Origin of the sequence: Mesoterricola silvestris, assembly GCF_030295405.1 — a bacterium.
In the GTDB taxonomy this organism is placed as follows: Bacteria; Acidobacteriota; Holophagae; order Holophagales; family Holophagaceae; genus Mesoterricola; species Mesoterricola silvestris.
The window spans coordinates 1,188,326-1,214,112 of record NZ_AP027080.1 but is presented as its reverse complement, the minus strand read 5'-3'; the positions used below and the strand labels follow the sequence as shown (position 1 = coordinate 1,214,112).

The 25,787-nt window shown below is 69.8% G+C and carries 21 protein-coding genes; 8 read left to right on the top strand and 13 right to left on the bottom strand.

Going from position 1 to position 25,787, the window contains the following annotated elements:
* Nucleotides 1-54 precede the first annotated feature (54 nt).
* A complete protein-coding gene (locus R2J76_RS05075; RefSeq protein ID WP_316414721.1) occupies nt 55-3,240 on the top strand; it encodes a S41 family peptidase in 3,186 nt (1,061 codons plus the stop codon).
* An 88-nt stretch (nt 3,241-3,328) separates the two neighbouring features.
* Nucleotides 3,329-3,892, top strand: a complete 564-nt coding sequence (locus R2J76_RS05070; protein ID WP_316414720.1) for a TetR/AcrR family transcriptional regulator — start codon at nt 3,329-3,331, stop codon at nt 3,890-3,892.
* 351 nt (nt 3,893-4,243) lie between these two features.
* Here R2J76_RS05070 and R2J76_RS05065 read toward each other — a convergent pair whose 3' ends face one another.
* The gene (locus R2J76_RS05065) at nt 4,244-5,269 is read right to left on the bottom strand and encodes an acyltransferase family protein (RefSeq protein WP_316415884.1); all 1,026 of its coding nucleotides are present in this window, start codon (nt 5,267-5,269) and stop codon (nt 4,244-4,246) included.
* Between the two features lie 34 nt (nt 5,270-5,303).
* The gene (gene purM / locus R2J76_RS05060; protein ID WP_316414719.1) at nt 5,304-6,341 is read right to left on the bottom strand and encodes a phosphoribosylformylglycinamidine cyclo-ligase; all 1,038 of its coding nucleotides are present in this window, start codon (nt 6,339-6,341) and stop codon (nt 5,304-5,306) included.
* 92 nt (nt 6,342-6,433) lie between these two features.
* On the opposite strand from purM, the gene R2J76_RS05055 reads away from it, so the two are divergent.
* The 3 genes from R2J76_RS05055 to R2J76_RS05045 all read left to right on the top strand — a co-directional run bounded on the left by R2J76_RS05055 (nt 6,434) and on the right by R2J76_RS05045 (nt 8,253).
* Complete coding sequence (locus R2J76_RS05055) at nt 6,434-7,021, top strand: hypothetical protein (protein WP_316414718.1); 588 nt, start codon at nt 6,434-6,436, stop codon at nt 7,019-7,021.
* A 31-nt stretch (nt 7,022-7,052) separates the two neighbouring features.
* Nucleotides 7,053-7,598 (top strand): GTP cyclohydrolase I, encoded by a 546-nt coding sequence (gene folE / locus R2J76_RS05050; RefSeq protein ID WP_316414717.1) that lies wholly within the window; start codon nt 7,053-7,055, stop codon nt 7,596-7,598.
* Between the two features lie 76 nt (nt 7,599-7,674).
* Nucleotides 7,675-8,253, top strand: a complete 579-nt coding sequence (locus R2J76_RS05045; RefSeq protein WP_316414716.1) for a superoxide dismutase — start codon at nt 7,675-7,677, stop codon at nt 8,251-8,253.
* 510 nt (nt 8,254-8,763) lie between these two features.
* Here R2J76_RS05045 and R2J76_RS05040 read toward each other — a convergent pair.
* From R2J76_RS05040 to R2J76_RS05025, 4 genes are read right to left on the bottom strand one after another with little or no spacing between them, the layout of a single operon-like run.
* Complete coding sequence (locus R2J76_RS05040) at nt 8,764-9,717, bottom strand: YheT family hydrolase (RefSeq protein WP_316414715.1); 954 nt, start codon at nt 9,715-9,717, stop codon at nt 8,764-8,766.
* Nucleotides 9,717-10,292, bottom strand: coding sequence for a UbiX family flavin prenyltransferase (locus tag R2J76_RS05035; RefSeq protein WP_316414714.1), 576 nt, complete (start codon nt 10,290-10,292; stop codon nt 9,717-9,719). Before R2J76_RS05035 ends, R2J76_RS05040 begins: the two co-directional genes overlap by 1 nt.
* 16 nt (nt 10,293-10,308) lie before the next feature.
* Nucleotides 10,309-12,897 (bottom strand): M14 family metallopeptidase, encoded by a 2,589-nt coding sequence (locus R2J76_RS05030; protein ID WP_316414713.1) that lies wholly within the window; start codon nt 12,895-12,897, stop codon nt 10,309-10,311.
* Nucleotides 12,898-12,908: 11 nt separating this feature from the next.
* On the bottom strand, nt 12,909-14,327 hold the full coding sequence (locus tag R2J76_RS05025) for a YfcC family protein (RefSeq protein ID WP_316414712.1): 1,419 nt from the start codon (nt 14,325-14,327) through the stop codon (nt 12,909-12,911).
* Nucleotides 14,328-14,671: 344 nt separating this feature from the next.
* On the opposite strand from R2J76_RS05025, the gene R2J76_RS05020 reads away from it, so the two are divergent.
* The gene (locus tag R2J76_RS05020; protein WP_316414711.1) at nt 14,672-14,923 is read left to right on the top strand and encodes a hypothetical protein; all 252 of its coding nucleotides are present in this window, start codon (nt 14,672-14,674) and stop codon (nt 14,921-14,923) included.
* Between the two features lie 53 nt (nt 14,924-14,976).
* On the opposite strand, the gene murC is transcribed toward R2J76_RS05020, so the two are convergent.
* Entirely contained in the window at nt 14,977-16,344 is a 1,368-nt protein-coding gene (murC, locus tag R2J76_RS05015) for a UDP-N-acetylmuramate--L-alanine ligase (protein ID WP_316414710.1), read from the bottom strand.
* 125 nt (nt 16,345-16,469) lie between these two features.
* On the opposite strand from murC, the gene R2J76_RS05010 reads away from it, so the two are divergent.
* Nucleotides 16,470-17,345 carry a hypothetical protein gene (locus R2J76_RS05010; RefSeq protein WP_316414709.1) on the top strand — a complete coding sequence of 292 codons (876 nt, stop codon included), beginning with the start codon at nt 16,470-16,472 and terminating at the stop codon, nt 17,343-17,345.
* Between the two features lie 13 nt (nt 17,346-17,358).
* Nucleotides 17,359-19,146 carry a CocE/NonD family hydrolase gene (locus tag R2J76_RS05005; RefSeq protein WP_316414708.1) on the top strand — a complete coding sequence of 596 codons (1,788 nt, stop codon included), beginning with the start codon at nt 17,359-17,361 and terminating at the stop codon, nt 19,144-19,146.
* Here R2J76_RS05005 and ribD read toward each other — a convergent pair.
* The 6 genes from ribD to R2J76_RS04975 form a co-directional block, all read right to left on the bottom strand.
* Complete coding sequence (gene ribD / locus R2J76_RS05000) at nt 19,105-20,217, bottom strand: bifunctional diaminohydroxyphosphoribosylaminopyrimidine deaminase/5-amino-6-(5-phosphoribosylamino)uracil reductase RibD (RefSeq protein ID WP_316414707.1); 1,113 nt, start codon at nt 20,215-20,217, stop codon at nt 19,105-19,107. The genes R2J76_RS05005 and ribD overlap by 42 nt on opposite strands.
* Nucleotides 20,217-21,467 (bottom strand): porin, encoded by a 1,251-nt coding sequence (locus tag R2J76_RS04995; RefSeq protein ID WP_316414706.1) that lies wholly within the window; start codon nt 21,465-21,467, stop codon nt 20,217-20,219. The genes ribD and R2J76_RS04995 overlap by 1 nt, the downstream gene beginning before the upstream one ends.
* Before the next feature lie 35 nt (nt 21,468-21,502).
* Nucleotides 21,503-22,705 carry a bifunctional 3,4-dihydroxy-2-butanone-4-phosphate synthase/GTP cyclohydrolase II gene (locus R2J76_RS04990; protein ID WP_316414705.1) on the bottom strand — a complete coding sequence of 401 codons (1,203 nt, stop codon included), beginning with the start codon at nt 22,703-22,705 and terminating at the stop codon, nt 21,503-21,505.
* A 74-nt stretch (nt 22,706-22,779) separates the two neighbouring features.
* Nucleotides 22,780-23,004, bottom strand: coding sequence for a non-oxidative hydroxyarylic acid decarboxylases subunit D (locus R2J76_RS04985; RefSeq protein ID WP_316414704.1), 225 nt, complete (start codon nt 23,002-23,004; stop codon nt 22,780-22,782).
* A gap of 36 nt (nt 23,005-23,040) precedes the next feature.
* A complete protein-coding gene (locus R2J76_RS04980) occupies nt 23,041-24,519 on the bottom strand; it encodes a non-oxidative hydroxyarylic acid decarboxylases subunit C (protein WP_316414703.1) in 1,479 nt (492 codons plus the stop codon).
* Nucleotides 24,520-24,724: 205 nt separating this feature from the next.
* Nucleotides 24,725-25,609 (bottom strand): LysR substrate-binding domain-containing protein, encoded by an 885-nt coding sequence (locus R2J76_RS04975; RefSeq protein WP_316414702.1) that lies wholly within the window; start codon nt 25,607-25,609, stop codon nt 24,725-24,727.
* Nucleotides 25,610-25,787: the final 178 nt, after the last annotated feature.

Sequence of the window (25,787 nt, the reverse complement as noted above, 5' to 3'; positions counted from 1 at the left end):
CACCGTCCCGCCCTGCCTTAGGCTGACTTATCCGAAACGCACAGCGAGGTCCCCATGGGCAATCCCTTCCTCCTCACCCTGGCCGCCGGCGGAGCCCTCCTCGCCGGAAGCCCCGGGGGGTATTTCCGGCAACCGGCCCTGCACGGAAGCACCCTCGTCTTCGTGGCCGAAGGGGACCTCTGGCGCGTGGACGCTTCGGGCGGCACCGCCCAGCGGGTGACGGCCCATCCCGGGAGCGAGGACCATCCCGCCATCTCCCCCGACGGGCGGTGGCTGGCCTTCAACGGAGCCTACGAAGGGCCTTCGGAGGTCTACACGATGCCCCTGGGGGGCGGCCTTCCGGTGCGGAGGACCTTCGAAGGGGGCGGCGCCACCGTCGCCGGATGGACCCCCCAGGGCCACCTCCTCATCGCCACCCGGAGCCGGTCCACCCTTCCCGAAACCCAGCTCCTGGACCTGGATCCCGCCACCGGGACGACCCGGCCGATCCCCCTGGCCCAGGCCTCGGAGGGGGCCTGGAACAGCGGATGCCTCGTCTTCACGCGCTATGCGGCCCAGAGGAGCTTCACGAAGAACTACCGGGGCGGCACCGTCCAGAACCTCTGGGCCTTCGCCCCGGGGGACGCCGAGGCCCGCCCCCTGACCTCGGACCACCCCGGCACCAGCCGCAACCCCATGGTCTGGGAGGGCCGCATCCACTTCATCAGCGACCGCGACGGCACCCAGAACCTCTGGTCCATGGACGGGGCCGGCCGCGACCTCCGGCAGCACACCTTCCACAGGGGCTGGGACATCCGCGGGGCCTCCCTTTCCGGAGGCCGCATCGCCTACCAGCTGGGGGCGGACCTGCGCATCTTCGATATCGCCAAGGGCACCGACAGCCCCGTCCCGGTGCGCCTGGAATCCGATTTCGACCACCTCCGGGAGCGGTGGATCCGCAACCCGCTGGAGTACGCCACCCGGGTCCGCCTCTCCCCCGACGGCACCCGGATCGCCGTGACCGCCCGGGGAAGGGCCTTCGTCCTCCCCGCCGAGAAGGGCCGGATCGTGGAGGCCTCCCGGGACCTCGCCGGCGCCCGGGTGCGGGACGCCCTGTTCATGCCCGACGGGAAGCGCCTCCTGGCCCTCGCCGACGCGTCGGGAGAGGTGGAATTCTGGAACCTCCCCGCCAACGGCACCGGCCCATCCGAGCGGATCTCCAGGAACGGGACGGTCCTGCGCTGGGAGGGCGTCCCTTCCCCCGACGGCGCCCGCATCGCCCACACCGACAAGGACAACCGGCTTTCGATCCTCGATCCCGCCACGGGGATCGACAGGGAGGCGGCCCGGTCCGAATGGGGCCGGATCACGGACCTGCGCTGGTCCCCGGACGGCGCATGGCTGGCCTTCGTGCAGGAGGGGGCCAACCGCTTTCCCGTCATCCGCCTTCTCCGCCTGGCCACGGGCGCCGTCACGACCCTGACCTCCGACCGCTACGACAGCTGGAGCCCGGCCTGGAGCCCCGACGGATCCTGGCTCTACTTCCTGTCGTCGCGCGCCTTCAGGAGCCTCGTGCCGACCCCCTGGGGCCTCCGGAACCCGGAGCCCTTCTTCGACCGCCAGACCCGCATCTACGCCCTGCCCCTCCGCAAGGGCCTGCGGAGCCCCTTCCTCCCCGCCGACGAGCTCCACCCCGCGCCGGAAACCCCGGCCGGGGCCCCGGCGGTGGACCTGGACGGCATCCGGGAACGCCTGGTCCAGGTTCCCGTGGAGCCCGGCAACTACCGGGACCTGGCGGCCGGCGGCAAGCGCCTCTTCTGGATCGCCGAGGAGGCGGGGAACTCCGGCAAGGGCGCCCTCCAGACCCTGGAGACCGCGCCCGCGGCCCGGCCCGACACCGTCCTGGAGGAGGTGGCCAGCTACGACCTCACCCGCAAGCTGCTGGTGCGCAGGGGCAGGGACCTGCTGGTCTTCGAGCCCGGCCCCAAGGGCCCCGCCGATCCCGCCAAGGCCGCGGTGGACCTGCGCGACTGGACCTTCCCCCTGGATCCGGCCCGGGAATGGCGGGCGATGTACCTCGACGCGTGGCGCATGGAGCGGGACTACTTCTACGACCGCGGCATGCACAAGGTGGACTGGCCCGCGGTGCGGGACAAGTACCTGCCCCTGGTGGACCGCGTGACGGACCGCGAGGAGCTGTCCGACGTGCTGGGCCAGATGATCGGGGAGCTTTCGGCGCTCCACATGTTCGTCAAGGGCGGCGATTTCCGCTCCGGCCCCGACCACGTGCTGCCCGCGAGCCTGGGCTGCGAAGGCTCCCCGGTCCCCGGGGGCTGGCGCATCGAACGGATCCACGAGGGGGACCCCGATCTGCCCGAGAGCCTCGCCCCCGTGGCGAAACCCGGGGTGGAGCTCCAGGTGGGCGACGTGCTCCTGGCCATCGACGGGGCGCCGCTGGACGGGCTCCCGCATCCGGGCGGCCTCCTCCGGGACAAGGCCGGCAAGCCCGTCCTCCTGCGGGTGGCCCGGAAGGGGCGGGAATGGGAGGTCCTGGTGCGCCCCATGACCCCCCAGGCCGACGCGGACCTGCGGTACGCCCAATGGGAGCTCGGATGCCGCAGGAAGGTCGAGACCCTCGGCGGGGGGCGCATCGGCTACGTCCACCTGCGGGCCATGGGACCCTCCGACATCGCCCGCTGGTACGAGGACTTCTACCCCGTCTCCGACCGGCAGGGCCTCGTGCTGGACCTCCGCCACAACCTGGGCGGCAACATCGACAGCTGGATCCTGGAGAAGCTCCTGCGCAGGGCCTGGTTCTACTGGAAGCCCGCCGCCGGCCGCCCCCATCCGAACATGCCGGAGACCTTCCGCGGGCACCTGGTGGTCCTGTGCGACGCCTGGACCATGTCCGACGGCGAGGTCCTCTGCGAAGGCTTCCGGCGCCTGGGGCTGGGCAAGGTCCTGGGGGTCCGGAGCTGGGGCGGGGAGATCTGGCTCGAAGGCAACAATTTCCTCGCCGACGGCGGCCTCGCCACCGCCGCGGAGACCGGGGTCTACGGGCCCGAGGGCGCCTGGCTCATCGAAGGCCACGGCGTCGATCCGGACATCGTGGTGGAGAACCTGCCCCACGCGACCTTCCTGGGCAAGGACGCCCAGCTGGAGGCCGCCGTCGCCCACCTGGAGGAGCGGATCCGCACCTCCCCCTGGAAGGTGCCCGAGGTGCCGCCCTACCCCGACAAGTCCGCGGCCGGGAAGCCCTGAATGGAACCGGTAAGTCCCTTGACCCGGGATGAACCGGGCGGTATGTTGACCAAGACCGACTAGACGGTCTGTAGCCAGGAGGCCTCCCTTGAATGCAAAGAGCACCGGAACCCGGGACCTCATCCTCCAGGCGGCGATCGGGATCCTCCGGGAGGGGGAGGGCATCCTCACCCTCGACGCCGTGGTCAAGCGCTCGGGCGTCAGCAAGGGCGGCCTGATGCATCACTTCCCCACCAAGGACGCCCTCATCGAGGGGGTGGTGGCGGAGATCATCCACCAGTACGACACCCTCACCCGGAACGCGAGCCAATCCGCGGAGATCGGGACGCCCGAGGAGACGCGGGCCTACGTGGACACCGGCTTCGAGCCCGCCAGCCGGGAGGCCACCGCGGACCTGGCCCGGGGGATGATCCGGCTCTACGGTTCGGACTTCCGCAAGGACACCCCCTTCCTGGATCCCTGGCGGGCGATCTTCGCCCGGCGCCTGGAGGGATGCCGCCGGAACCGCGACGCCGGCGGGTTCGCCAGGACCGCCATCGTCACCCTGGCCGTGGAATGCCTCACCATGATCGACGTCTTCAACCTGGTCCAGTTCACGGAGGAGGAACGGGAGCTGATCAAGGGGGAACTGATCAGGTTCTACGGCAAGTAGCCGAACATGATTCCCTCGGTTCCCATGACTCAGATCCGGCGAAGGGCCTGGGGCCTGGCGGCGCTGGTGGGGATCCTGCTGGCGCTGATCGTGGACCTGGTCGTGCGGTAAGCCGGAATTGAACAAAAGAGCAGTTCATTCTTTTCCCAGCGCCCCAGCGAGCCCTCAGCGTCCCAGCGTTTATTCTTTTTCTGGGTTCCCTCGGCGCGACTAGGACAATCGCGCCGGAAACCCAAGGAAAAGATTAAACGCTGGGGCGCTGAGGGCTCGCTGGGGCGCTGGGAAAAGCAAAAGGAAATGGTTTCAAGGATTGACATTAAACATAACGCCCACCATGCGTTGGCCCGGATTTCAGGCCCGGCAGAGCCTGCGGGCTTGGCCCATCATGGGCTTTTCGATGAAACGGTAGGTGAGGGCCGAGAGGCCGAGGGTGAGGGCCAGGCCCAGGAAGAAGCCCGTCCAGGGGCCCAGCCCTCCGGGGGCGGCGTGGAGGAGGGCCTCCTGCACCAGGGGGTGGAGGAGGTACACCGAGTAGCTCACCTCGCCCAGGAACTTCCCGGTGGTCTTCACCCACGAATCGGGGAAATCGTAGAACGCGAACACGGCCACGGCGGCGAAGCACACCGCGCAGAAGTAGTAGCGGGGCCAGCCCACCATGATCACGAAGTCGTCGTAGAAGTTGCGGTACCTCAGGGTGAAGGCCAGGGCCAGGGCCAGGCACAGCCCCAGGAAGACCGGGGTGGATAGCCGGCCCCTCCAGGCCAGCCGGGCCTGGGCCACCACGCCGCCCAGGAGGAAGAGGAACGCGTGGTTGGCCACGTGGACGTAGGTGTGGAACTTCATGTCCCCGGCCCAGGAGGCCTGGGGCACGTACGTGAAGGACCAGGGCGCCGAGAGCGCCAGGAGGGCCAGGGTCGCCAGGGCCAGGAAGGGCTTCCACCGCGCCGCGGCCCAGGCCAGGAGCGGGAAGGCCAGGTAGAAGACGTACTCGAGCCCGATGGACCAGCCCCCGGTCACCAGGGAATGATTGGGGTGGATGAATCCGAAGAGGAAGCTGCCGTTCTCCGCCACCATGCGCAGGGTGTGCTGCGGCCCCGCGTTGAGGCCGAAGACGAGGTTGGCGCCCACGGCCAGGTAGTACAGCGGCGCGATGCGCAGGAAGCGCTTGATGTGGAAGTCCCTCAACCCCCGCCGCGTCAGGGTCTCCGCCCCGTACAGGTAGAAGAAGCAGAACCCGCTGATGATGAAGAAGCCTTCCACGCCGTAGGCCCCCACCTTCTTGGTGGTGTAGGCGGCGAACTGGCCCGCGGGGAACACGGGGTACCAGTTGGCGAAGTGGTAGATGGCCACGGCGAAGGCCATCAGGCCCCGGAAGATGTCCAGGGAATCGACCCGGGCCTTGGAGGAGGGCTCAGCGATAGGTCACCTTCCCGGTTCCCCGCGCCAGTTCGCCCAGCACCCAGGGATCCTCGCCGGCCGCGGCCAGGTCCTTCAGCACCGACGCGGCCCCGGCCGCGGGGACGACGAGCACCATGCCCACCCCCAGGTTGAAGGAGCGGCGGGCATCGTCCAGGGGCAGGCCCGCGCGGTCCATGAGGAACCGGAAGAGGGCCGGGATCTCCCAGCTGCCGGTGTCGATGGCCGCGTCCAGGTGGGAGGGGAGGACCCGGGGAAGGTTGTCCGTGAGGCCCCCGCCCGTGATGTGGGCCATGGCCACGAGCCTGCCGGCGCGCACCAGGGGCAGCACCGGCTTCAGGTAGCTGCGGTGCACCGCCAGCAGGGCCTCGGCCACGGTGCGGTCCGTGCCGGGGAGGAGGTCCCCCACGCCCAGGCCCGCCAGCTCGAAGCAGACCTTCCGGGCCAGGGAGTAGCCGTTGGTGTGCAGGCCCGAGGAGCGCAGGCCGATGAGCACGTCGCCGGGGGCCATGGCCTCCAGGCGGGGCAGGAGCTGGGGCTCGTCCACCACGCCGACGATGGTGCCGGCCACGTCCACCTCGCCCTCGGCGTAGACGCCGGGCATCTCGGCCATTTCGCCGCCGATGAGGGCCAGGCCCCCTTCGGAGCAGGCCCGCGCCATGCCCTTGACGATCTGCTCGATGACCTCGGGCTCCAGGCGCTGGGCGGCCACGTAGTCCAGGAAGAACAGGGGGCGCGCGCCCTGGACGAGGATATCGTTGATGCAGTGGTTCACCAGGTCGGCGCCCACGGTGTCCCAGATCCCGGCGAGGCGGGCCACCTTCATCTTGGTGCCCACGCCGTCCATGGAACTGACCAGGATGGGCGCCTGTTCCTCGAATTTCGCGGAATAGAGCCCCCCGAAGAGGCCCAGGTCGCTGCGCACCCCCGGCGTCCGGGTGGCCTTCACCAGGGGCTTGATGCGGGCCAGGGCGTCGTCCTGGCGGTTGATGTCCACACCGGAGGCGGCGTAGGTGACTTTGGCTTCAGACATGGAGCGCTCCCGGCTTCGATGATCCCACAAGAAAGCCCGGATTAGGCCTACAGGAACGCCCCCGACCTGCCGATGAACAGACCAGGTGGACCATGACCATCGACGCGACCGCAGCCCTCGGCACCTATGCCTACCAGTCCACCCTGGCCACCACGAGCCGGGCGAACGCGGTCTTCCAGGTGCTGGCCCAGGCCTATTCCAACAGCCAATCCACCTCCTCGGATCCCCTCTCCGCCCTGGTGAGCCAGGCCAACAACGCCCCCCTGGTCTCGGCCATCTACACCCAGGGCAAGGCCCTGCAGGCCTCGGGCACCGCCGACGGGACCACCCAGGCCACCGGGCTGCTGGGCCTCGACACGGCCCAGTTGGTCTCGGGCCTGTCCAGCGCCTCCAGCTCCTCCTCCCTTTCCGAACTCTTCGGGGACGCCACCTCGGGGTTCCTGGGCTTCGACGCGGCCACCGCCAGCGGTTCGACCCTCGCCCTCCTGGCGGCCCAGGCCCGCAAGGCCTACGGCTCCGGGACCCTCACGGCCGACGCCAAGGCCCAGGCCGCCGCCGGGGCCTCCGAGGCCGACGCCGCCTCCGGCGCGGGCACCTCCACCTCCCAGCCCTACCTGCTCCAGGCCTCTGCGGCGGCTCAGTTGGCCGCCATGAACAACACCTTCACCCTCCTGGCGTGATTGGTGGCACCCTGGACACCGGGAGGTGTCCATGGCGTTCGACACGGCGAGGGCGGCGGCGGCGGTCGGGGAGCTTCTCAGGGCCTTCGGGGCGGATGCCGCTTCCCCCGAACTGGCCGAGACGCCCCAGCGGGTCGCCGATTTCTGGGCGGAGCGCCTCAGCGGGTACGGGCAGGATCCCTCCCAGGAACTCCAGCCCCTCCCCGGGGTCCTGGCCCCCTGCCCCGTGATCCTGGACCGGGTGCCCTTCGTGAGCACCTGCGAGCACCACCTGGCCCCCTTCGAGGGCTTCGCCACCATCGGCTACCTCCCCGGCGAGGGCGGCACCGTGGGCCTCTCCAAGCTGGTGCGGGTCGTCCAGGGCTACGCCAACCGGCTCCAGGTGCAGGAGCGCCTCACCCACCAGATCGCCCAGGCCCTGGAGACCCACCTGCGCCCCGCGGCCTGGGGCGTGAAGCTGGTGGCGGTGCACACCTGCATGTCCCACCGGGGCCCCAAGACCCCCCAGGTGCCCGTGACCACCCAGGTGCTGGGGGGCCAATGGCTTACCCAGCCGCCGGCCAGCTTCCAGGCTTGAGCAATTTGTTTTTTTCCGTTCCCGACTTGTTTGGTAGGATATACGCGATGCGCTCGCGCATGTTGAGGAGGAATTCATGGCTTATGAACCCAAGAATTACGACCACCTGAAGGGCGGTGCCCTCAAAGGCTTCAGCGACAGCCAGCTGGACCAGCACTTCACCCTCTACAAAGGCTACGTGGCCAAGCTGAACGAGATCGAATCCAAGCTCGCCGAAGCCGACAACACCAAGCCCAACTACTCCTTCAGCGAGTACACGGAGCTCAAGCGCCGGGAGGCCGTGGCCTTCAACGGCTCCTTCCTCCACGAGCTCTACTTCGAGAACCTGGGCGCCAACGCCTCCATCTCCCCCGAGCTGCAGAAAGCCCTGGACGCCCAGGGCGGCAAGGACAAGCTCGTCGCCGACCTCAAGGCCACCGCCCTCTCCGGCCCCGGCTGGGCCCTGCTCACCCGCAACCGCCGCGACGGCAAGCTCCACACCTACTTCATCGCCGAGCACCACCTGGGCCTGCCCATCGAGCAGGACCTCCTCCTGGTGCTGGACAGCTGGGAGCACGCCTTCATGGTGGACTACGGCATCAAGCGCCCGGACTACATCAACGCGTTCAACGAAAACATCAACTGGGCCGAAGTCTCCAAGCGGTTCGCACGGTAGGTCGCACCCATGGGGCGCCGGGCACCTTCGGGGGCCCGGCGCCGTTGTTTCCAAGGGGGTGGACGGCCCCGATGATCCCTGCCGGTGGCCCCAGGTTCCCCCGGCCGTGTCCCCGATTCACCCCCCGGCCCACCGGTGTCCCAACCCAAGGCGCCGACCCACCGGTACCGTCGGATCCCAGTCCTCGCTTCGCTGCGGGCTGGATCCTCCGGTTAGCCGTAGCTCGGGATCGGTGCATTGGGCGTCGGGATTTCGAGCCAAAGGGAATGGGGCTCCCCATCCACCGACGCCCATCTTACGGCTAACCGGAGGATCCAGCCCGCAGCGAAGCGAGGACTGGGATCCGACGGTACCGGTGGGTCGGCGCCACCCGATGGAACCCCGCTGGGTCGAAGGGGGAATCCGAAACCCGGCCGCCTGGACCTGCGGCCACCGGCAGGAACGGGTCGGACAGACCGCAACGTTCCCGCCGCCGAGCACCCTTACCGCCCCCGCGCAGACCCGCGGGCTTCAGGGCCGGAAGGCGGCCAGTGCCGCGAGGTAGTGGGTAACCGCGTAGTCCAGCCAGCGGCGGTCGGGGAGGTTACGGGTGATGTAGCCCATGTGGCCGCCCGTGGCCTCCACGTGGAGGTGGACGGAGGGCGGGACCGGCCGGACCAGGAGGTCGGAGGCGGGGGCGAAGGGGTCGTCCCGGGAGGTGAGGATGACGGTGGGCACCTGGATGCCGGCCAGGTGGGGGCCGCAGGAGCAGAGGGCGTAGTAGGCCTCCCGGGTGGGGAAGCCGGCCTGGGGGGCGGTGTAGGCGGCGTCGAAGGCGCGCAGGGTGCGGGTGGCGCGGGCGGCTTCGCCGCCGGGGCGGCCCTGGACCTCCCGGCGCAGGCGCTGGAGGAAGTACTGGTCGTAGACGCGGTTGAAGCCCACGCCCAGGCGCTGGGAGCAGGCTTCCAGGTCGGCGGGGGGGTTCACGGCGATGGCGCGGTCGGGGAGGTCCAGGTGGCGGTCGCGGCCGGCCAGGAGGAGCAGGATGTTGGCGCTGATGGAGAAGCCCACGGCCACCTGGAGCTGGCCCGGGAAGCGCTGGCGGCCCAGGCGCAGCACGGCTGCCATGTCGGCGGTGGCGCCGCTGTGGTAGGTGTGCCGGGCCAGGCCGGCACCCTCCCCGGCGCCGCGGTGGTTGGCGGCCAGCACGGCGTGGCCCTGGGCGTGAAGGCGCGCGGCCAGCCTTCGCATGTAGTGGCCTTCCACGCTGCCGCCCAGCCCGTGGAAGAGGTGCACGGCCACGCCGGTGGTGCCGTCCAGGGCCCGCAGGGCCAGGGCGTCCCCGTCGCCCAGGTCCAGGCGCAGGGGTTGCCAGGGCAGGTCCGGGAGGGGATTGGGGAGGTACTGGGCCGCGAGGGTCTGCAGGTGGGCGCCCCGGGCCCAGGGCGGGGGGACGCAGGCCAGCGGGGGCCGGGCCAGGTTCATCAGCCGCCCCACCGGCGGGCATCCGCTTCGGGCAGGCCCAGCTGGTCCAGGACCCGGGTGGCGAAGGCCTGGAACAGGTCGTCCAGGGTGTCGGGGCGGTGGTAGAAGCCGGGCATGATGGGCATCACCACGGCGCCGGCGTCGTGGACCCGCAGCATGTTCTCCAGGTGGATGCGGTTCAGGGGCGTCTCCCGGAGGCAGAGCACCAGCGGGCGCCGCTCCTTGAGGCAGACGTCGGCCGCCCGGGTGACCAGGCCGTCGCTCACGCCGGAGGCGATGCGCCCCAGGGTCCCGGCGCTGCAGGGCACCACGGCCATGCCGTCCTGGCGGTGGCTGCCGCTGGCGATGTCCGCGCCCACGTTGCGTTCGTCCAGGTGGCGGAGCTTGGGGGAGAGGGCCGTGAGCTCCTCCACCCGCAGGCCGCATTCGTCCGCCAGGCAGCGGCGCCCGGTGGGGGAGAGCAGCAGGGAGACCTGGCCGACGAGCGGATTGGCCGCCAGGCGCCGGGCCACGGCCACGCCGAACCCGGCGCCGGTGGCGCCGGTGATGGCGAGGATGATGCGCCGGTTCTCCATGGGACCTTCAGGATACCTAATCCTCGTCGTCCTGGGGCGCGTAGGCCCCGAAGAACAGGGCGTTGTGGAAGGCGCGGGCGGTGAACGGGGCGCAGCCCCGGTGCACGGGATCCCCGGAGAAGAGGATGACGGCGCCCCTGCCCTTGCGTTCCCGCAGGGCGTAGGCGGATTGGCGCACCTTGGCCTCCAGGGGCCGGGGCAGGAGGCCGGAGAGGTTCAGGTCGCCCCCGCCGAAGCGCAGCGGGTTCTCCCCGCCGGGGCTCAGTTCCAGCACCGGGTCGCTGGAATCCAGCACGGCGCCTTCGGTGGCGTTGAGGCCCCAGCCCAGGGGGTGGGTGCCGTCGATCTCGGCCCTGAGCATGGCGCCGGGGATGGTTTCCCGCAGGGCCTGGTCCTCCCGCTGGGCCCAGGCCTGGGCGCGTTCTTGAAGGGCCGGGGGCACCGCCTCGCGCTTGGGGTCCTTCTCCCGGAGGCGGGCCTCCTCGTCCTTGCGGGCCAGGAAGCTCACCCCGGCCTCGCTGATGCCGGCGCGCGCGGCGTAGGCGCTGCCGCCCTGCAGGGCCAGGAGCACGCCGCCGTCCTGGGCGTAGGCCTTGAGCCGGGCCGCGCCGGCGGGCCCCAGCAGGGCCTGCCACTTGGCGCCCAGGCCGCTGTCGTCGGGCAGGATGAGATGGCTGTACCGGCGCAGGTCGGCCTGGGCCAGGCGGGAGGCGCGCACCTGGGTGAAGGGGATGCCGGCGTCCAGGAGCGTCTGCATCACGGCCCCCACGGCGGTGGGATCTGCCGGGGCGTCCATGACCAGGCCCACCCGGGGCGCCCGCAGGGGCAGCGACCGGGACGAACCCAGGTCCGGCCCCGAATCCACGGCGCTGGAATCCACGGTCCCCAGGACCCCGGGGGCCTGGGCGGCCAGTTCCCGGGCCCGGGCCTCGAGGCGGGAGGCGTCGTTGCGCAGGAGGGTGAAGACGGCGGTGCCCGCGGGGTAGGCGCGGCCCCCCGCCACGAAGGGCTCGGGAAGGGCGGAGCCCCGGAACCCGTCCTTCAGGAGGCCCTCCAGGACCCGCTCGCGGCCTTCGGCGCCCGAGGACACCAGGTACGCGTACCCGGCCCTGGGCAGGGGCGCCACGGGGGTCTCGCGCAGGGGCTCCGTCCCCACCGCGGGGCGCACCGGGGCGCGCCAGGCCGGGACGTTGAAGGCCAGGGGCAGGCTCCAGGCGGTGGCGTCATAGCTGGGCTTCGGACCGAACGCCGCCCTGCGCTCCAGGAGGGCCTCGGCCAGCCCGCCCCGGGGCTGGTCCAGGGGCACCAGGTAGCTGCCCGCGGGAATGCGGGCCGGGGGTTCGCCGGGAAGGACGGCTTCCAGCCCCGCCACGGGGACCTCCCCGGTGGTCCGGAGCACCTCGATGCCGTTGCGCCGCAGGGTGCGCACCAGGGCCAGGGCGCGGCCCGGGTCGGCGCCGGCGGCCAGGAGGAAGGCGCCCTTGGCCTGGAGCCGCTCCCGCCGCACCCGCTGGTAGTCCAGCAGCAGTTCCTCGCGCCGGGCCGCGGCCACCGACACCGTGGCGAGGCTGGCGGTGAAGTGGCGGCGCACCCGGGCCTCCAGGGTCAGGAGGTCGCCGTCCTTGCGCAGGTAGGCCAGGCCCCCGGGGCTGGGGCACTCGAAGGTCATGCCCACCGCCCCCTGGAAGGAGCCCCAGGAATCGCCGTAGCCGGGGTAGAAGAGATCGAAGACCTCCCGGGTGAAGTACGCGAAGCCCTGGGCGTCGAAGGCCCGGCCCAGGGCGTCGCCGAAGGTCTTCTGCCAGGCGCCGCCGAAGGCCGCGCCCAGGCCCTGGTGCACGGGGGCCATGCCGGGCGGGAAGAAGTAGTTGCCCTCGGGTTTCATCTCGTGGTGGTCCGCCAGGACCTGCGGGTTCCAGGAGAGGAAGAGCGCGGCCTTGGCCCGGGTCTCGCCCTGGGTCTGCCAGGCCCAGTCGCGGTTCAGGTCGAAGAGCCGGTGATTGAAGCGGCCCGAGGGCCACCGGGCCTGGTTCTGGGCGTCCTGGGGGTCGGGGGGGTTCGAGCCCTGGGTCACCTCCGCCACGGCCTGGAGGTGCCGGGCCCTGCCGTCGGGATTCTGGGCCACGTCCAGGAGGAGCACCGTGCGCCCCAGCTGCTCGAGCACCTCGGGATCCTGGCAGGCCGCGAAGTGGTAGGCCACCGCCAGCGCGGCCTCGGTGCCCGCGGGTTCGGCGCCGTGGATGGAGTACCCCAGCCACACGAAGGCGGGATTCCGGGCGGCCAGGGCCCGGGCCCCGGCCTCGGAGAGGCTGCGGGGATCGGCGAGGCGCGCGTTGTCGGCCTTCAGGGCGTCGAGCCTCGCGATGTTCTCCGGGCTGGAGATGGCCAGGAGCACCTGGGGCCGGCCCTCCTCGGTGACGTTGTAGGTGAAGGCGCGCACCCGGTCCCGGGCCGAGGCGATGCCCTCCAGGGCCGCCGCCAGCGCGGCGTCGGAGGTGTAGGCGCGGCCCACCTGGGGCCTGGGCACCTCGGGCCGGTAGGCCCTGCCGGGGTACGGGACCTGGGCCGCCAGCGGCAGTGCGACGAGCGCGGGCAGAATGCGCATGGATCGGCCCTTCAGAAGGGGCCCCAGTGGAACAGGACCGGAGGTACGAGCAGGAGGAATCCCATCACCAGGACGATGCCCAGGAGCGGGAGGAACCAGCCCGCCCACTTCTCCCAGGGTATCTTGGCGGCGCCCAGGACGCCCATGGTGACCGCGGAAGTGGGCAGGATGGGGTTCACGAACTCGCAGAGCTGGAAGGCGAACACCGCGGTCTGGCGCGTGATCCCCACCAGGTCCGCCAGGGGGGCCATGATGGGCATGGTCAGCGCGGCCTGGGCGGTGCCGGAGTGAATGAAGAAGTTGATGACGGCCTGGATGAGGAACATGGTCTGGGGGATGACGGGCCGGGGCAGCACGGACATGAGGTTCTTGCTGTGGAAGAGCATGGTGTCCAGGATCCGCGCGTCCTGGGCGATGACCAGGAGGGCCCGGGCGCAGGCCACGATGAAGACCACCCCCACCATGTCCTTGGCGCCGGCCACGAAGGACTGGGCGATGCGGCTCCCGCCCATGCCCGAGGCCAGGCCCAGCACGATGCCCATGCCCAGGAACATGGCGGCCATGGCGTCCATGTCCCAGTTCCGGGCCATGATGCCGTAGACCAGGAGCACGAGCGAACCCGCGAAGATCAGGAGCACCAGAAGGTGGCGGAAGGTCCAGGCTTCCACGGCCTCGGGGTTGCGGTCCACGGGGCCCCGGGCCTTGTCCAGCTCGTACACGGGGCTCCGGGTGGGGTCCTTCTTGATGCGGCGGGCGTAGACCATGACGTAGGCCGTGACCACGGCGGTGCCGATGAACCAGCTGAAGACCCGGTAGCCCAGGCCCGAGTTCACCGGCAGCCCCGCCAGCTTCTGGGCCACGCCCACGGTGAAGGGATTGAAGAAGGCCGCCGCGAACCCCGCCGCCGCGCCCAGGAAGGGGATGCACACCCCCACGATGGAGTCGTAGCCGAGGCTCCGGGCCAGGGGGATGAAGATGATGACGAAGGGGATCAGCTCCTCCGCCATGCCGAAGATGCTCCCGGCCAGGGAGAAGACCACCATGAGCACCGGGATCAGCAGGAACTCCAGGGTGGGGCGCACCGAAATGGCCTTGGTGAGCTTCTTGATGCCGAACTCCACCGCCCCGGTCTCGTTGAGGACATTGAAGGCCCCGCCGATGACCAGGAGGAAGGCGATCAGGAGCCCCCCGTCCAGGAAGCCCCGGATGGGCGCCAGCAGCAGCATGGAGGCGCTCACGTAGATCTTGGGCGCCAGCACGTGGTACGTGGCGGGATCCGGCACCATGCGGCCGTTCACGGCGATGCGCGTGAACTCCCCCGAGGGGATCAGCCAGGAGAGCACCAGCACCAGCAGCACCAGCCCTTCCACCACCACGAGGGTGTGGGGCATCTTCATCTTCTTCAGCGACTGAAGCAGTCCGCCGTGCATGCGACCTCCCAAGGTTTCCCCATTGATTTTCCGAAATCCCGGCCCCGGACCCAGCCCCTGGAAGGAACTCCGAACCGGACCCGCAACGTGAATGAGGCAGAGGGGCGGACGAATCGCAAAGGCGGAAGGGGGAATGGATTCCATTTTGCGGGATGGAATATTTTTTTCATCAAAAATTTTAAATGGAAATAATTATTTTAGGACAATCCACTCCGGAATTCATCCCTGGATTGGCATTGATCTTGATAACCTGATATCAGGATGCGGACCTCGAAAAAGCATCTATCCTGTTCACCCGGTCCACCCCGGCCCGCACGGGGGGCGACATTCCCAACGGAGGCACCATGCGCAAATCCACCCTCTTCCTCGCCGCCGCGGTCCTGGCCGTGGCCGTCCCCTCCCAGGCCAAGATGCCCTTCGTGGCGGCGGCCAAGGCTGCGGGCATCGACTCCGTCAAGAACTGCGCCTCCTGCCACGTGGGCGCCCCCAAGAAGGGCGGCGAACTGACCGCCATGGGCAAGTGGCTCATGGCCCAGAAGGCCTCCAGGAAGGCCGCCGAAGTGGACGTCAAGTGGCTCAAGGACTACAAGGGCTAGGCATCCACCCACAAGAAGGGAGAGCGGCCCGCTGAAAAGCGGGCCGCTCCTTTTCAGGGCAGGGCCAGGTAGGCGGGACCCGCGGTGGTGATCGTCCCGGCCCCCATGGTGACCACCAGGTCGCCGGCTTCCGTGAGCCCGTCCAGGGTCGCGGCCAGGTCCTCCACCCGGGGCACGTAGGCCGCGTTCCGCTGGCCGTGGGCCAGGATGGCGTCCACCACCGAACGCCCCGTGAGGCCGGGGATCGGCGGTTCGCTGGCGGCGTAGATGTCGGTGACCAGCACCACGTCCGCGTCGAAGAAGGCCCGGCCGAACTCCTCCAGGAGGGCCTGGGTGCGGGAGTAGCGGTGGGGCTGGAAGGCCACGACGATGCGCTTGTCCGGGAATCCCTTGCGGGCCGCGGCCAGGGTCGCGGCGATCTCGGTGGGGTGGTGGCCGTAGTCGTCGATCACCGTCACCCCCTTGCGCTCCCCCTTCTTCTGGAAGCGCCGGTCCGCGCCCGTGAAGCTGGCGAGGCTGGCGCGGATGACGTCCCGCTCCACCCCCAGTTCCAGGGCCACGCCGATGGTGGCCAGGGCGTTGAGGACCATGTGGTGCCCGGGGACGCCGATGGAGAATTCGCCCAGGTCCTCCCCGAAGGCCCGCACCCGGAAGAGGGCGCGCCAGCCCTCCATGCGGATATCCAGGGCCCGGATGTCCACCTGGGGGTTGGTGCCGTAGGTGCGCACCTGGCGCTTGAGGCGGGGCCTCAGCATGGCCACGTTGGGATCGTCCATGCACACGAAGACCGACCCGTAGAAGGGCACCTTGTTCCCGAACTGGGCGAAGGCGTCCATGATCTCGCCCAGGTCCCGGTAGTGGTCCAGGTGCTCCCGGTCCACGTTGGTGATGACCCCGATGGTGGGGGACAGGAGCAGGAAGCTGCCGTCGGATTCGTCGGCCTCGGCCACCAGGAAGGGGCCCTTGCCCAGCTTGGCGTTGCTGCCGATGGCCCCCAGCTTGCCGCCGATGACGATGGTGGGGTCGATGCCGCCCTGGCTGAGCACCTGGGCCACCATGCTGGTGGTGGTGGTCTTGCCGTGGGAACCGGCGATGGCGATGCCGTACTTCATGCGCATGAGTTCGGCCAGCATCTCCCCCCGGGGGATCACGGGGATCTTGGCCGCCCGGGCGGCCACCACCTCGGGGTTGTCCCCCTTCACGGCGCTGGAAATCACCACAACCTGGGCCCCTTCGATGCATTTCGCATCGTGTCCCAGGGCCACCTGGACCCCCAGGGAGGAAAGGCGCTGGGTCACCGCGCTTTCCCGGAGGTCCGAACCGCTCACCTGGTAGCCCAGGTTCACGAGCACCTCGGCGATGCCCGACATCCCGATGCCGCCGATGCCCACGAAATGGATATGCTGGATTTTCCCGAACACCTTCGACTCCCTGCGGATATATTCCAGAATACCTTCAAGGGACGTAAACCATGGCACCCAACCGCGGATCTTTTAACCCGGAACCGGAACCGACCCACCCCCGATTCCCCGCCCGGGAGCATGCCATGCGAAACGCATCCCGCCCCGCACTCGCCGTTATCGCCCTGGCCCTGGCCGGGACGGCCCTGTCCGCCCAGAAATCCGGGCCCGGCCCGGAAAGGCGCACCCAGGAACCCAGCTCCGCGCCCACCCCGTCGCCGCTCCGCTCCCTGCCGGCCTCGCAGGATTCGCCCCGGGCCCTGCCGCCCGGCGCCATGCGGGGGGAAGGCGGAGCCCACCACGGCACCCGCCACATCCGCGTCGAACCGCCGCCCCCTCCCCCCGGCATGGCCCGCGTCGACCGCCCCAGGACCCTGTTCGCGCCCTCCTCCAACCTGATCGTGGCCCCCCGTCCCCTGCCCAGGTGCCGGCTCTGGCCGGAGAGCTCGTACTGGAAGACCCGGGACCTCTTCCAGGAGATCCGGCTCATGGCCCGCAGGGGCTTCATTCCCGTGACTCCGGGCGGCGACGCGGCGGAGTTCCAGGGCTTCTCCTACTTCCCGGCGGGCTGGAGGGCCTACGCCTTCGTGGTCCCGGCGAAGCAGAAGATCCATGTGCGGCTCCACCACGGCAACGAGGGGTGGTTCCGCCTGGCCATGGTGGACCGCTGGGGCCAGCTGCGCGAAGGCATGCTCCAGAACCTCATCCCCACGGGCAACCCCGAGGTCTCCTACACGAACCCCGCGGACCTGGCCAACACGGTCTACGTCATCGTGGACGACCCCGGCTGGATGGGCACCCGGGAGAACCCCTTCACCCTCACCGTGGACCGCACCTGGAACCCGAAGGAGACCACGGCGCCCGCGCTGCCTGCGGTGATGGGCATCTGGGCCCAGGCCAAGGTCGAGGTGAAGGAGGACGATCCCGCCGGCGCCGGCGCCTCCAAGACCCCCGCCCCATGAGGAACTGCGGGGCATGAGGCCCTGGCTCCCGGCCCTGGCCCTGGCGGCCATCCAGGCCCACGGCCAGGGCACGCCCTGGATCCGGGACCACTATGTCAAGCGCGAAGCCATGGTGCGCATGCGGGACGGGGTGCGGCTCTTCACCGCGATCTACACGCCCCGCGCGGCCAAGGGCGCCCTTCCCGTCCTCATGGAGCGCACGCCCTACGGAGCCGGTCCCTACGGCGCGGAGGCCTTTCCGGACACCCTGGGGCCCTCGGAACTCTTCGCCCGGGAGGGATTCATCTTCGTCTACCAGGACGTGCGCGGGCGCATGCACAGCGAAGGCACCTTCGTGGACCTGACCCCCTCCCTGGACGGGGGGCCCGGGGTGGACGAGGCCACCGACACCCGCGACACCGTGGACTGGCTCCTGAAGAACGTCCCCTCCAACGGCAGGGTGGGCCAGTGGGGCATCAGCTACCCGGCCTTCTACGCCGCCGCCGCCCTTCCCGGCGCCCACCCCGCCATGAAGGCCGTGTCGCCGCAGGCACCCATCGCGGACTGGTTCATGGGGGACGACTTCCACCGCAACGGCGCGCTCTGGCTGCCCCACCTCTTCAATTTCATCGCCGACTTCGGCCGCCCCCGTCCGCACCCCACCGAGCACCGTCCCGAGCCCTTCCAGCACGGCACCCGGGACGGCTACGCCTTCTTCCTGGCCCTGGGGCCCCTCTCCAACGCCAACGCGCTCCACTTCAAGGGGGGCATCCCCTTCTGGAACGACGTGATGGCCCACGGCACCTACGACGCCTTCTGGAAGGCCCGGGATCTGCGGCCCCACCTCAGGGACGTGCGCCCGGCGGTGCTCACCGTGGGGGGCTGGTTCGACGCCGAGAACCTCTACGGCGCCCTGCAGGTGCACCGGGCCCTGGACCGCCAGAGCCCCGGCACCGACCACCGCCTGGTGATGGGGCCCTGGTTCCACGGCGGCTGGGGCCGCAGCTCCGGCCGCAGCCTGGGGGCCATGGACTTCGGCTCGGCCACCTCGGAGTTCTACCAGACCCGCGTGGAATTCCCCTTCTTCATGCACCACCTCAAGGGCGCCCCCGACCCCGCCCTGCCCGGGGCCTACGTCTTCCAGACGGGCTCCAACCGGTGGCGGCGCTTCGCGAGCTGGCCGCCCCCCGAGGCCCGGCCCGTGAACCTCTATTTCCAGGCCAAGGCCCGCCTGGGCTTCCGGGATCCCGGCCCCGATGGCGCAGCCGCCTACGTCAGCGACCCCGCCCGCCCCGTGCCGTTCTGGGACGGCGTGGACATCGGCATGCCCCGGGAGTACATGACCGCCGACCAGCGCTTCGTGGACGGCCGCCCCGACGTGGCCACCTTCAGCACGGGCCCCCTGGACAAGGATCTCCCCGTGGCCGGCCCCGTGCGGGCGGAGCTCTGGGTCACCACCACCGGAACGGATTCCGACTGGGTGGTCAAGGTCATCGACGTGCAGCCCGATGGCCGCCAGCAGCTGCTCCGCGGCGAAGTGATGCGGGGCAAGTTCCGGAACAGCTTCGAACGCCCCGAGCCCTTCGTCCCCGGCCAGCCCACGCGGGTGGCCTTCGCCCTCAACGACGTGTGCCACACCTTCCTCAAGGGGCACCGCCTGATGGTGCAGGTGCAGAGCTCCTGGTTCCCCCTCATGGACCGCAATCCCCAGGTGTTCACCGACATCTACAAAGCCCGTCCCGAGGATTTCCGGAAGGCGGACCAGGAGGTGCTGTACGGCTCAGGACACCCGTCCCGCCTGGAGCTGGGGGTACTGCCCTAGGATCTCCCAGTTTCCCCCGGGGATCGCCACCCTCAGCCGGGGCCTCCCCGCCCAGCGCAGCAGCGGGTCCCGGTAGGGGGGTTCCAGAGGGCCGGGGGGACGGAAGCGGTGGAATTCGTCCACCAGGCCCTGGGCCATGAGGGTGCGCGCCAGTTCCTCGCCCCCCTCGAAGAGCACCCGCCCCGCGCCCCGGGCCGCCAGGCCCCGCAGGAGGGCGTCGAGGCAGAGTCCGCCGGGGCCTGGGCCTGGGCGGAGGTCCTCCACCCCGCGGAGGACCTGGGCCACCTCCAGGGTGGCCCGCAGGGAGGGCTGGCCCTCCAGGGGGCGCCACGCCCGGCGGAAGGGGTCCAGGCGGGCTTCGGGATCCAGCACCACGCGCCGGAGGACGCGGTGGGGCGGAGCGGGGGCGGGCCACCCGTCCTGGAGATCGGGGTCGTGCACCTCCGCCGTCCTGCGGCCGATGACGACGGCGTCGGCGCACCGGCGCAGGGCGAGGCCGATGCGCCGGGACGCGGGCCCCGGCTCCCGCGGCGCCAGGAGGAAGGTCACCCAGGGCAGGCCCCGGGTCATGAACTTGAAGAAGGGGGCGTGGAAGGCCGCGCAGGCCCCGCCCAGGACGCCCTCGGTCACCGCGACCCCCCGGCCCCTGAGGGCGGCGATGCCGCCCCCGGCCACCCGGGGATTGGGGTCCCGCACGCCCACCACCACCCGGGCCACCCCGGCCCTGAGCAGGGCCGCGGTGCATGGGGGCGTGCGCCCCTGGTGGCAGCAGGGCTCCAGGGTCACGTAGGCGGTGGCCCCGGCCGGCGACTCGCCCCGGTCCAGGGCGTCGGCCAGGGCCAGCACCTCGGCGTGGGGGCCCCCGGCCTGGAGGTGGACCCCCGTGCCGAGGACCCGCCCGTCCCGCTCCAGCACGCATCCCACCGGAGGATTCGGGCTGGACAGCCCCACCCCGGCCGTGGCCGCCCGGAGCGCCAGGGCCATGAAACGGGCGTCGCCCCCGGCTAGGCCCGGATCAGGCCAGGGTCCGCCGGTGGCGGCGCTCCAGATCAGGTCGCCCTGCCCTTCCATCAGAACGCGTAGAGCAGGCCCATGCCGAAGCCCTTGGTGCTGGCCCCGGGCGCGACGGTCCCCGGGGAGGGGAAGACGGCGTACGAGGCGGAGCGGTCGTTGTTCATGCCGTAGTACGACACGAAGAGATCCGCGGTCCGGCTCAGGGCGTAGGTGTAGCCCAGGGAGAACTGCCTGCCGGCCAGGCCGTCGGTGGACGCGGGCGCGCCCCCCACCCGGGTGCAGCTTCCGTTGGAGGCCTGCCCGAAGGACGCGAAGACCTGGTGGGGCCCGAAGCGCTGCTGGACCAGGGTGTACCAGGCGAAGCGCTTGTACTGGTTGACGTTGCCCACGACCGTGTCGTCCGTGTCGTAGGTGAGGTTCTCCACGATGCCCGAGACCTTGGTGCCCGTGGGGAAGGTCCAGGAAGCCACCAGCTCCTGGCCCTCGTCGTGGGAGGAGGCGTTGGTGAGGGTGGCGCCGGCCGCGCCTCCCAGCTGCGAAAGGCCGAAGTAGTCGTTGTGGCGCTCGTACCCGAGGCTCAGGGTCAGGGGTCCGTTCCGGTAGGACACCAGACCGGAGAGGATATCGGGGCTGATGGACGGGGCCGTGGCGGAGGCCACCGTCCGCCCCTCGTTGACGGAATAGGCGACGCGCACGCTGAGGCCGCCCATGTCGGGGCTCCAGTACTGGACGCTGTTGCCCTGCCTGCGGTTGAAGGCAGCGTCGGCCTTGCCGTTGACGCGCCCGGACTGGGTGGTGGTGCCGGGCACGTTGAAGCCGGGGCTGGTGGTGAGGGCGTTGTCGAAGGGGCTCAGGCCGCGCAGGGGGCCCACGGCCAGGAGGGGGAACTTGTAGGGGGTGTCCCAGTTGCCGTAGAAGACGGTGCCCCAGGAGCCTTCCAGGCCCAGGCGGCTGTTGCGCCCGGCCAGCGTGTTGGGGGCGTCCCCGTCGGGGCTCACGGCGCTCTCGATCTGGAACACGACCTTCAGCTCGGATGTGATGGCGAAGGAGCCCCGGAAGCCCAGGTTCGAGGTGCCCGAGGTGATGCGGTTGCGGCTGGGAAGGTTGATGCCCGTGTAGGCGGAGGCCGGCACCAGGCTCGCGCCGCCCGTGGCGGGGGAGAGCCCGGGAGCGGTGGCGCCCGAGGTCTGGACGTTGTCCAGGAAGGGCAGGAGCGTGCCGTAGATCTGCACGGGGCTGGCCTGGGCCGAAAGCAGCACGGGGAAGGCCAGGGCGCCTGCCACGCGGAACGCGGTTCGATGGTTCATGGGTTTCCTCTCGAATGGGATCGGATGGATCGGGGCTACACCATGTTCAGGAGGTGCCCCATCTTTCGCTTCTTGGTGCGCAGGTACCGGATGTTGCTGGTGCGGGACTCCACCTCGATGGGCACGCGCTCAACCACCCGGAGGCCGTAGCCTTCGAGCCCGACGATCTTCTTGGGGTTGTTGGTGAGGAGCCGCAGGTCCACCACCCCCAGGTCCCGGAGGATCTGGGCGCCGACCCCGTAGTCCCGCAGGTCGGCCTTGAATCCGAGCTTCTCGTTGGCCTCGACGGTGTCGAAGCCCCGGTCCTGGAGCTCGTAGGCCTGGATCTTGTTGCCCAGGCCGATGCCCCGGCCCTCCTGGCGCATGTACAGCAGGATCCCCGTGCCCTCCGCCTCGATGAGCCGCAGCGCCGACTGGAGCTGCTCGCCGCAGTCGCATCGCATGGAGCCGAAGGCGTCGCCGGTGAGGCACTCGCTGTGGACCCGCACCAGCACCGGCTGGGCCGGGTCGATGCGCCCCTTCACGAGGGCGATGTGGGTCTCGCCTGTGACGCCGTCGTGGTAGGCGACGGCCCGGAACGTGCCCACCTTGAGGGGCATGGCGGTCTCGCCCAGGCGGGTGATGTTGCGCTCGTTGTGGAGGCGGTAGGCGATGAGGTCCTTGACCGAGATGATCCGCAGGCCGTGCTCGGCGGCGAAGACCTCCAGGTCCGGCATGCGCGCCATGGTGCCGTCGTCCTTCATGATCTCGCAGATGACCCCCGCGGGGGCCAGCCCGGCCAGGCGGGCCAGGTCCACGGAGCCTTCCGTCTGCCCCGTGCGCACCAGCACGCCGCCGTCCCGGGCGATGAGGGGGAACACGTGGCCGGGGTGCACGAGGTCCTCAGCCGTCGCCGCGGGGTCCACGGCCGTGAGGATCGTGGTGGCGCGGTCGAAGGCGGAGATGCCCGTGGTGACGCCCTCCCGGGCCTCGATGGAGATCGTGAAGGCCGTCTGGAAGGGCGAGGAATTGTCGCTGACCATGGGGGCCAGACCCAGGGATTCGGCCTTGGTCCGGGTCAGGCTCAGGCACACCAGGCCCCGGCCGTGGCGGGCCATGAAATTGATGGCCTCCGGCGTGACGTGCTCGGCCGCGATGGTGAGGTCGCCCTCGTTCTCGCGGTCCTCGTCATCCACGAGGATGACCATCTTTCCGTTGCGGATATCGGCGAGGGCGTCCTCGATGCGCGAGAGAGTCATGGGTCTTGGCCTTATGCGGGGCCGCCGCGGGCAGGGGGCCGGAAGGCCTCCCCGCCCGCGACGGTCATGGGAACCTACGCCTTGAGGGGCGGCACCGGGGGGATCACCAGCATGCTGGGGATGGTCTCGGGCTTGATCTTGAACTTGTGGTTATAGAGCTTGGGATCGGTCTTGTTGGGGGTCTCGGTGGAGCGCCAGGAGTAGGTGCAGGTCTTGCACAGGTACAGCTCCCAGACGTGGCCGACGGGCGACGTCGCCATGACTTCGACCTTGTCGGTATCGCAGCGCGGGCAGATCATGATCGTTTCCTTTCGATTCGGGGTTTCGGGTGGGGGCTACTTGCGGGCGGCCTTGACGAGCTGGGAGATGATCTCCTCCCACTTCTCGGTGCCGGCGGGGGGCGTGAGGAGCTCGGTCTCGCGGGAGACGATCTCCGGGGCCTTGGGCGTGGTGGCGTCGATGATGAGCTTGTTGTGCATGCCCGGAGGGTTGGAGGAGGGGTCCAGGGGCATGCCGGGGCAGTTCTTGATGACGCTCACGTCCTTGTCGGGGTCGACGCGGGTGGTCATGGCCCACATCACCTGCTCGAGGTTGAACGGATCGACGAACTCGTCCACGACGATGATGATCTTGTTGTAGGCCATGCCGTGGGGCGTGGTCAGGAGGCGCATGGCCACGGCCTTGCCGAAGCCGCCGAAGCGGACCTTGGTGGAGACGATGACGCCGATGCCGTGGGTGTACATCGCGTTGACGGCCTGCACCTCGGGGAACGTGTCCTTGAGCATCTTGTAGAGGGGCACGGACGTGTTCAGGGCCATGAGGTAGTCGATCTCGGACCAGGGGATGCCCAGGTAGAGGTTCTCGAAGACGGGATTGTTCCGGTGGGAGATGGCGGTGATGCGCACCACGGCCTGGAGCCGGGCGCCGGAGTAGGAGCCGGGGAACTCGCCGAAGGGGCCTTCGCACTCGCGCAGGCGGGGCTCGATGTAGCCCTCGATGCAGATCTCGCAGCCGGCGGGGATCTCCAGGCCCAGGGTGGCGGACTTGGTGATCTCCATGGGCACGCCGTTGTTCAGGGCGCCGACGTAGTCGTACTCGGACTGGTCGTACCGGATGGGGGTGGAGGCCATGAAGGTGGTGATGGGGTCGCAGCCCAGGCAGATGGCGATGGGCACGGGCTGGTTCAGGGCCTCGGCCTTGCTCAGCTGGAGGCCGATGTCATGGAACGGCAGGGCCTGGATGCCCAGCTTGTCCTTGCCCTTGACCTGCATGCGGTAGGTGCCGAGGTTGGTCTTGCCGTAGCTGGTGGGATCCTCGGGGTCGGCGGAGACGATGCAGGCCTTGGAGAGGAAGCACCCGGAGTCGTAGGTGTTGATGCGGTACAGCGAGATGATGTCGAAGATGTTGATGTTCTCGGTGACGGTGTTCTCGTTCACCGGGGCGGTGGGCACGCGCTTGGGGGCCACGGGATAGAGATCCCAGCGGCGGGAGAGTTCGAGGAACTGCTCCTTGACGGGCGTGTCCTTGTCCATGCCCATCATGAGGGCGTGGTTGGCCCAGCTGCCGTGGACGTTGGTCACCACGGGGTTCTTGTAGCCCTTGACCTTCTCGAAGAAGACGGCGGGACCGTTCTTGAGGTTGGCCGAGGCGCGCCCGGCGGCGCCGATCTCCTCGGGGTCCACTTCGTTCTTGACGCGGACCAGCTGCCCTTCGGCTTCGAGGGTGGCGAGGAAGCTGCGGAGGTCGTGGTAGGCCTTGGTGGTGCCCGTCTTGCCCGACGGGACCTGGATATCTTTCACACCGGCTTCAGACATTGAAGGTTCTCCATTTCTGGCTATTGGTTTGCGAGTCGATCCGTTTTTCGACGAACGTCCCCCCTGGATCTCCGGGGGCCCTCCTGGGAACTCAGCCCTGCTGTTCATGGATGCAGGACAAGAATTGGCCCGGGGTGCCGGAGCGTCCAATACATATTTGCGGACCGATTGATCACCAATTACGATCAACGGCGCCGCGGCGCGTTCAGCGCGGAAAGACCTCGATGAATTCCGAGATGAACTTCTGCAGGAGCGGCGTCTCGTTGTCCTGGCGCCACACGGCGCTGACCGCGATCTCCGGCGCGGGATCCACCAGGGGGCGGTAGATGACGCCCTTGAGCTGGATCTGGGTGAAGGACTCCGGGATGAGGGACACGCCCAGGCCGGCCTGCACCAGCATGAGGCCCGTCTGGATCATGCGCACGCACTGGATGTTCGCGGGCTTCACGCCGGCCCTGCGGTACGCGTCCGCCACCGTCTCGTAGTAGCCGCGGCGGGGGTGCCGCAGCGGCGTGATCACGGTCTCGCCGGACACGGCCCTGAGATCCACGCGTTCCAGGGCGGCGAAGGCGGGCGTATCCGGCAGGGCCGCGATGAGCGGTTCCCGGCAGATCTCCAGCACCCGGTAGCCCTCGTCCAGCACTTCGGAGATCGTGAGGCCGATGTCCAGGTGGCCCCGGGCCAGTTCATCCATCTGCTCGCCGGGCCCCAGTTCGCACAGTTCCACCTGGGCGGTGGGAATCACGTCCTTGAAATGGCGGAGCGCGGCGGGGAGCACCTTCAGGGCCGCGGTGCTGATGAACCCGATGGCGATGGTGCCCGCGTCGCCCCGGCCCACGCCGCGGGCCTCGCGCACCGCCATGCACGCGTTGTCCGCCATCACCTTGGCCCGCGCGTAGAACACCCTGCCCGCAGGCGTGAGGATCACCTTGCGGTTGGTGCGTTCGAAGAGCAGCGTCCCGATCTCCTCCTCCAGCTGGTGAATGGCCTGGCTCAGGGCGGGCTGGGCCACGTGGACCCGTTCGGCCGCCTTTCGGAAATGAAGCTCTTCCGCGGTGGCGACGAAGTACTTCAGCTGTCTGAGTTCCATGACTCACCGTGATGGATGTTCGATTCATCCCGAGGCTGGGGTTCTGAATCTTTTATCTTAGGCCATGGTCCTGGTTTCCCAGGGGAAAAGGAGCATGATCGGTTTTTTGTATCAATCAACCATCAAATTCCTATTGGACGACCAGGCGGCCTGCGCCCATCGTGCCTTACATACCCGG

Bases quoted from the DNA above. Each gene is read 5' to 3' on its own strand.
- R2J76_RS04985 (WP_316414704.1), bottom strand. From the start codon at position 23,004: ATGATCTGCCCGCGCTGCGATACCGACAAGGTCGAAGTCATGGCGACG.
- R2J76_RS04980 (WP_316414703.1), bottom strand. From the start codon at position 24,519: ATGTCTGAAGCCGGTGTGAAAGATATCCAGGTCCCGTCGGGCAAGACG.
- R2J76_RS05035 (WP_316414714.1), bottom strand. From the start codon at position 10,292: ATGGAGAACCGGCGCATCATCCTCGCCATCACCGGCGCCACCGGCGCC.
- R2J76_RS05010 (WP_316414709.1), top strand. From the start codon at position 16,470: ATGCGAAACGCATCCCGCCCCGCACTCGCCGTTATCGCCCTGGCCCTG.
- R2J76_RS05040 (WP_316414715.1), bottom strand. From the start codon at position 9,717: ATGAACCTGGCCCGGCCCCCGCTGGCCTGCGTCCCCCCGCCCTGGGCC.
- R2J76_RS05045 (WP_316414716.1), top strand. From the start codon at position 7,675: ATGGCTTATGAACCCAAGAATTACGACCACCTGAAGGGCGGTGCCCTC.
- R2J76_RS05020 (WP_316414711.1), top strand. From the start codon at position 14,672: ATGCGCAAATCCACCCTCTTCCTCGCCGCCGCGGTCCTGGCCGTGGCC.
- R2J76_RS05005 (WP_316414708.1), top strand. From the start codon at position 17,359: ATGAGGCCCTGGCTCCCGGCCCTGGCCCTGGCGGCCATCCAGGCCCAC.
- purM (WP_316414719.1), bottom strand. From the start codon at position 6,341: ATGTCTGAAGCCAAAGTCACCTACGCCGCCTCCGGTGTGGACATCAAC.
- ribD (WP_316414707.1), bottom strand. From the start codon at position 20,217: ATGGAAGGGCAGGGCGACCTGATCTGGAGCGCCGCCACCGGCGGACCC.
- folE (WP_316414717.1), top strand. From the start codon at position 7,053: ATGGCGTTCGACACGGCGAGGGCGGCGGCGGCGGTCGGGGAGCTTCTC.
- R2J76_RS05030 (WP_316414713.1), bottom strand. From the start codon at position 12,897: ATGCGCATTCTGCCCGCGCTCGTCGCACTGCCGCTGGCGGCCCAGGTC.
- R2J76_RS05025 (WP_316414712.1), bottom strand. From the start codon at position 14,327: ATGCACGGCGGACTGCTTCAGTCGCTGAAGAAGATGAAGATGCCCCAC.
- R2J76_RS04995 (WP_316414706.1), bottom strand. From the start codon at position 21,467: ATGAACCATCGAACCGCGTTCCGCGTGGCAGGCGCCCTGGCCTTCCCC.
- R2J76_RS04975 (WP_316414702.1), bottom strand. From the start codon at position 25,609: ATGGAACTCAGACAGCTGAAGTACTTCGTCGCCACCGCGGAAGAGCTT.
- R2J76_RS05055 (WP_316414718.1), top strand. From the start codon at position 6,434: ATGACCATCGACGCGACCGCAGCCCTCGGCACCTATGCCTACCAGTCC.
- R2J76_RS04990 (WP_316414705.1), bottom strand. From the start codon at position 22,705: ATGACTCTCTCGCGCATCGAGGACGCCCTCGCCGATATCCGCAACGGA.
- R2J76_RS05075 (WP_316414721.1), top strand. From the start codon at position 55: ATGGGCAATCCCTTCCTCCTCACCCTGGCCGCCGGCGGAGCCCTCCTC.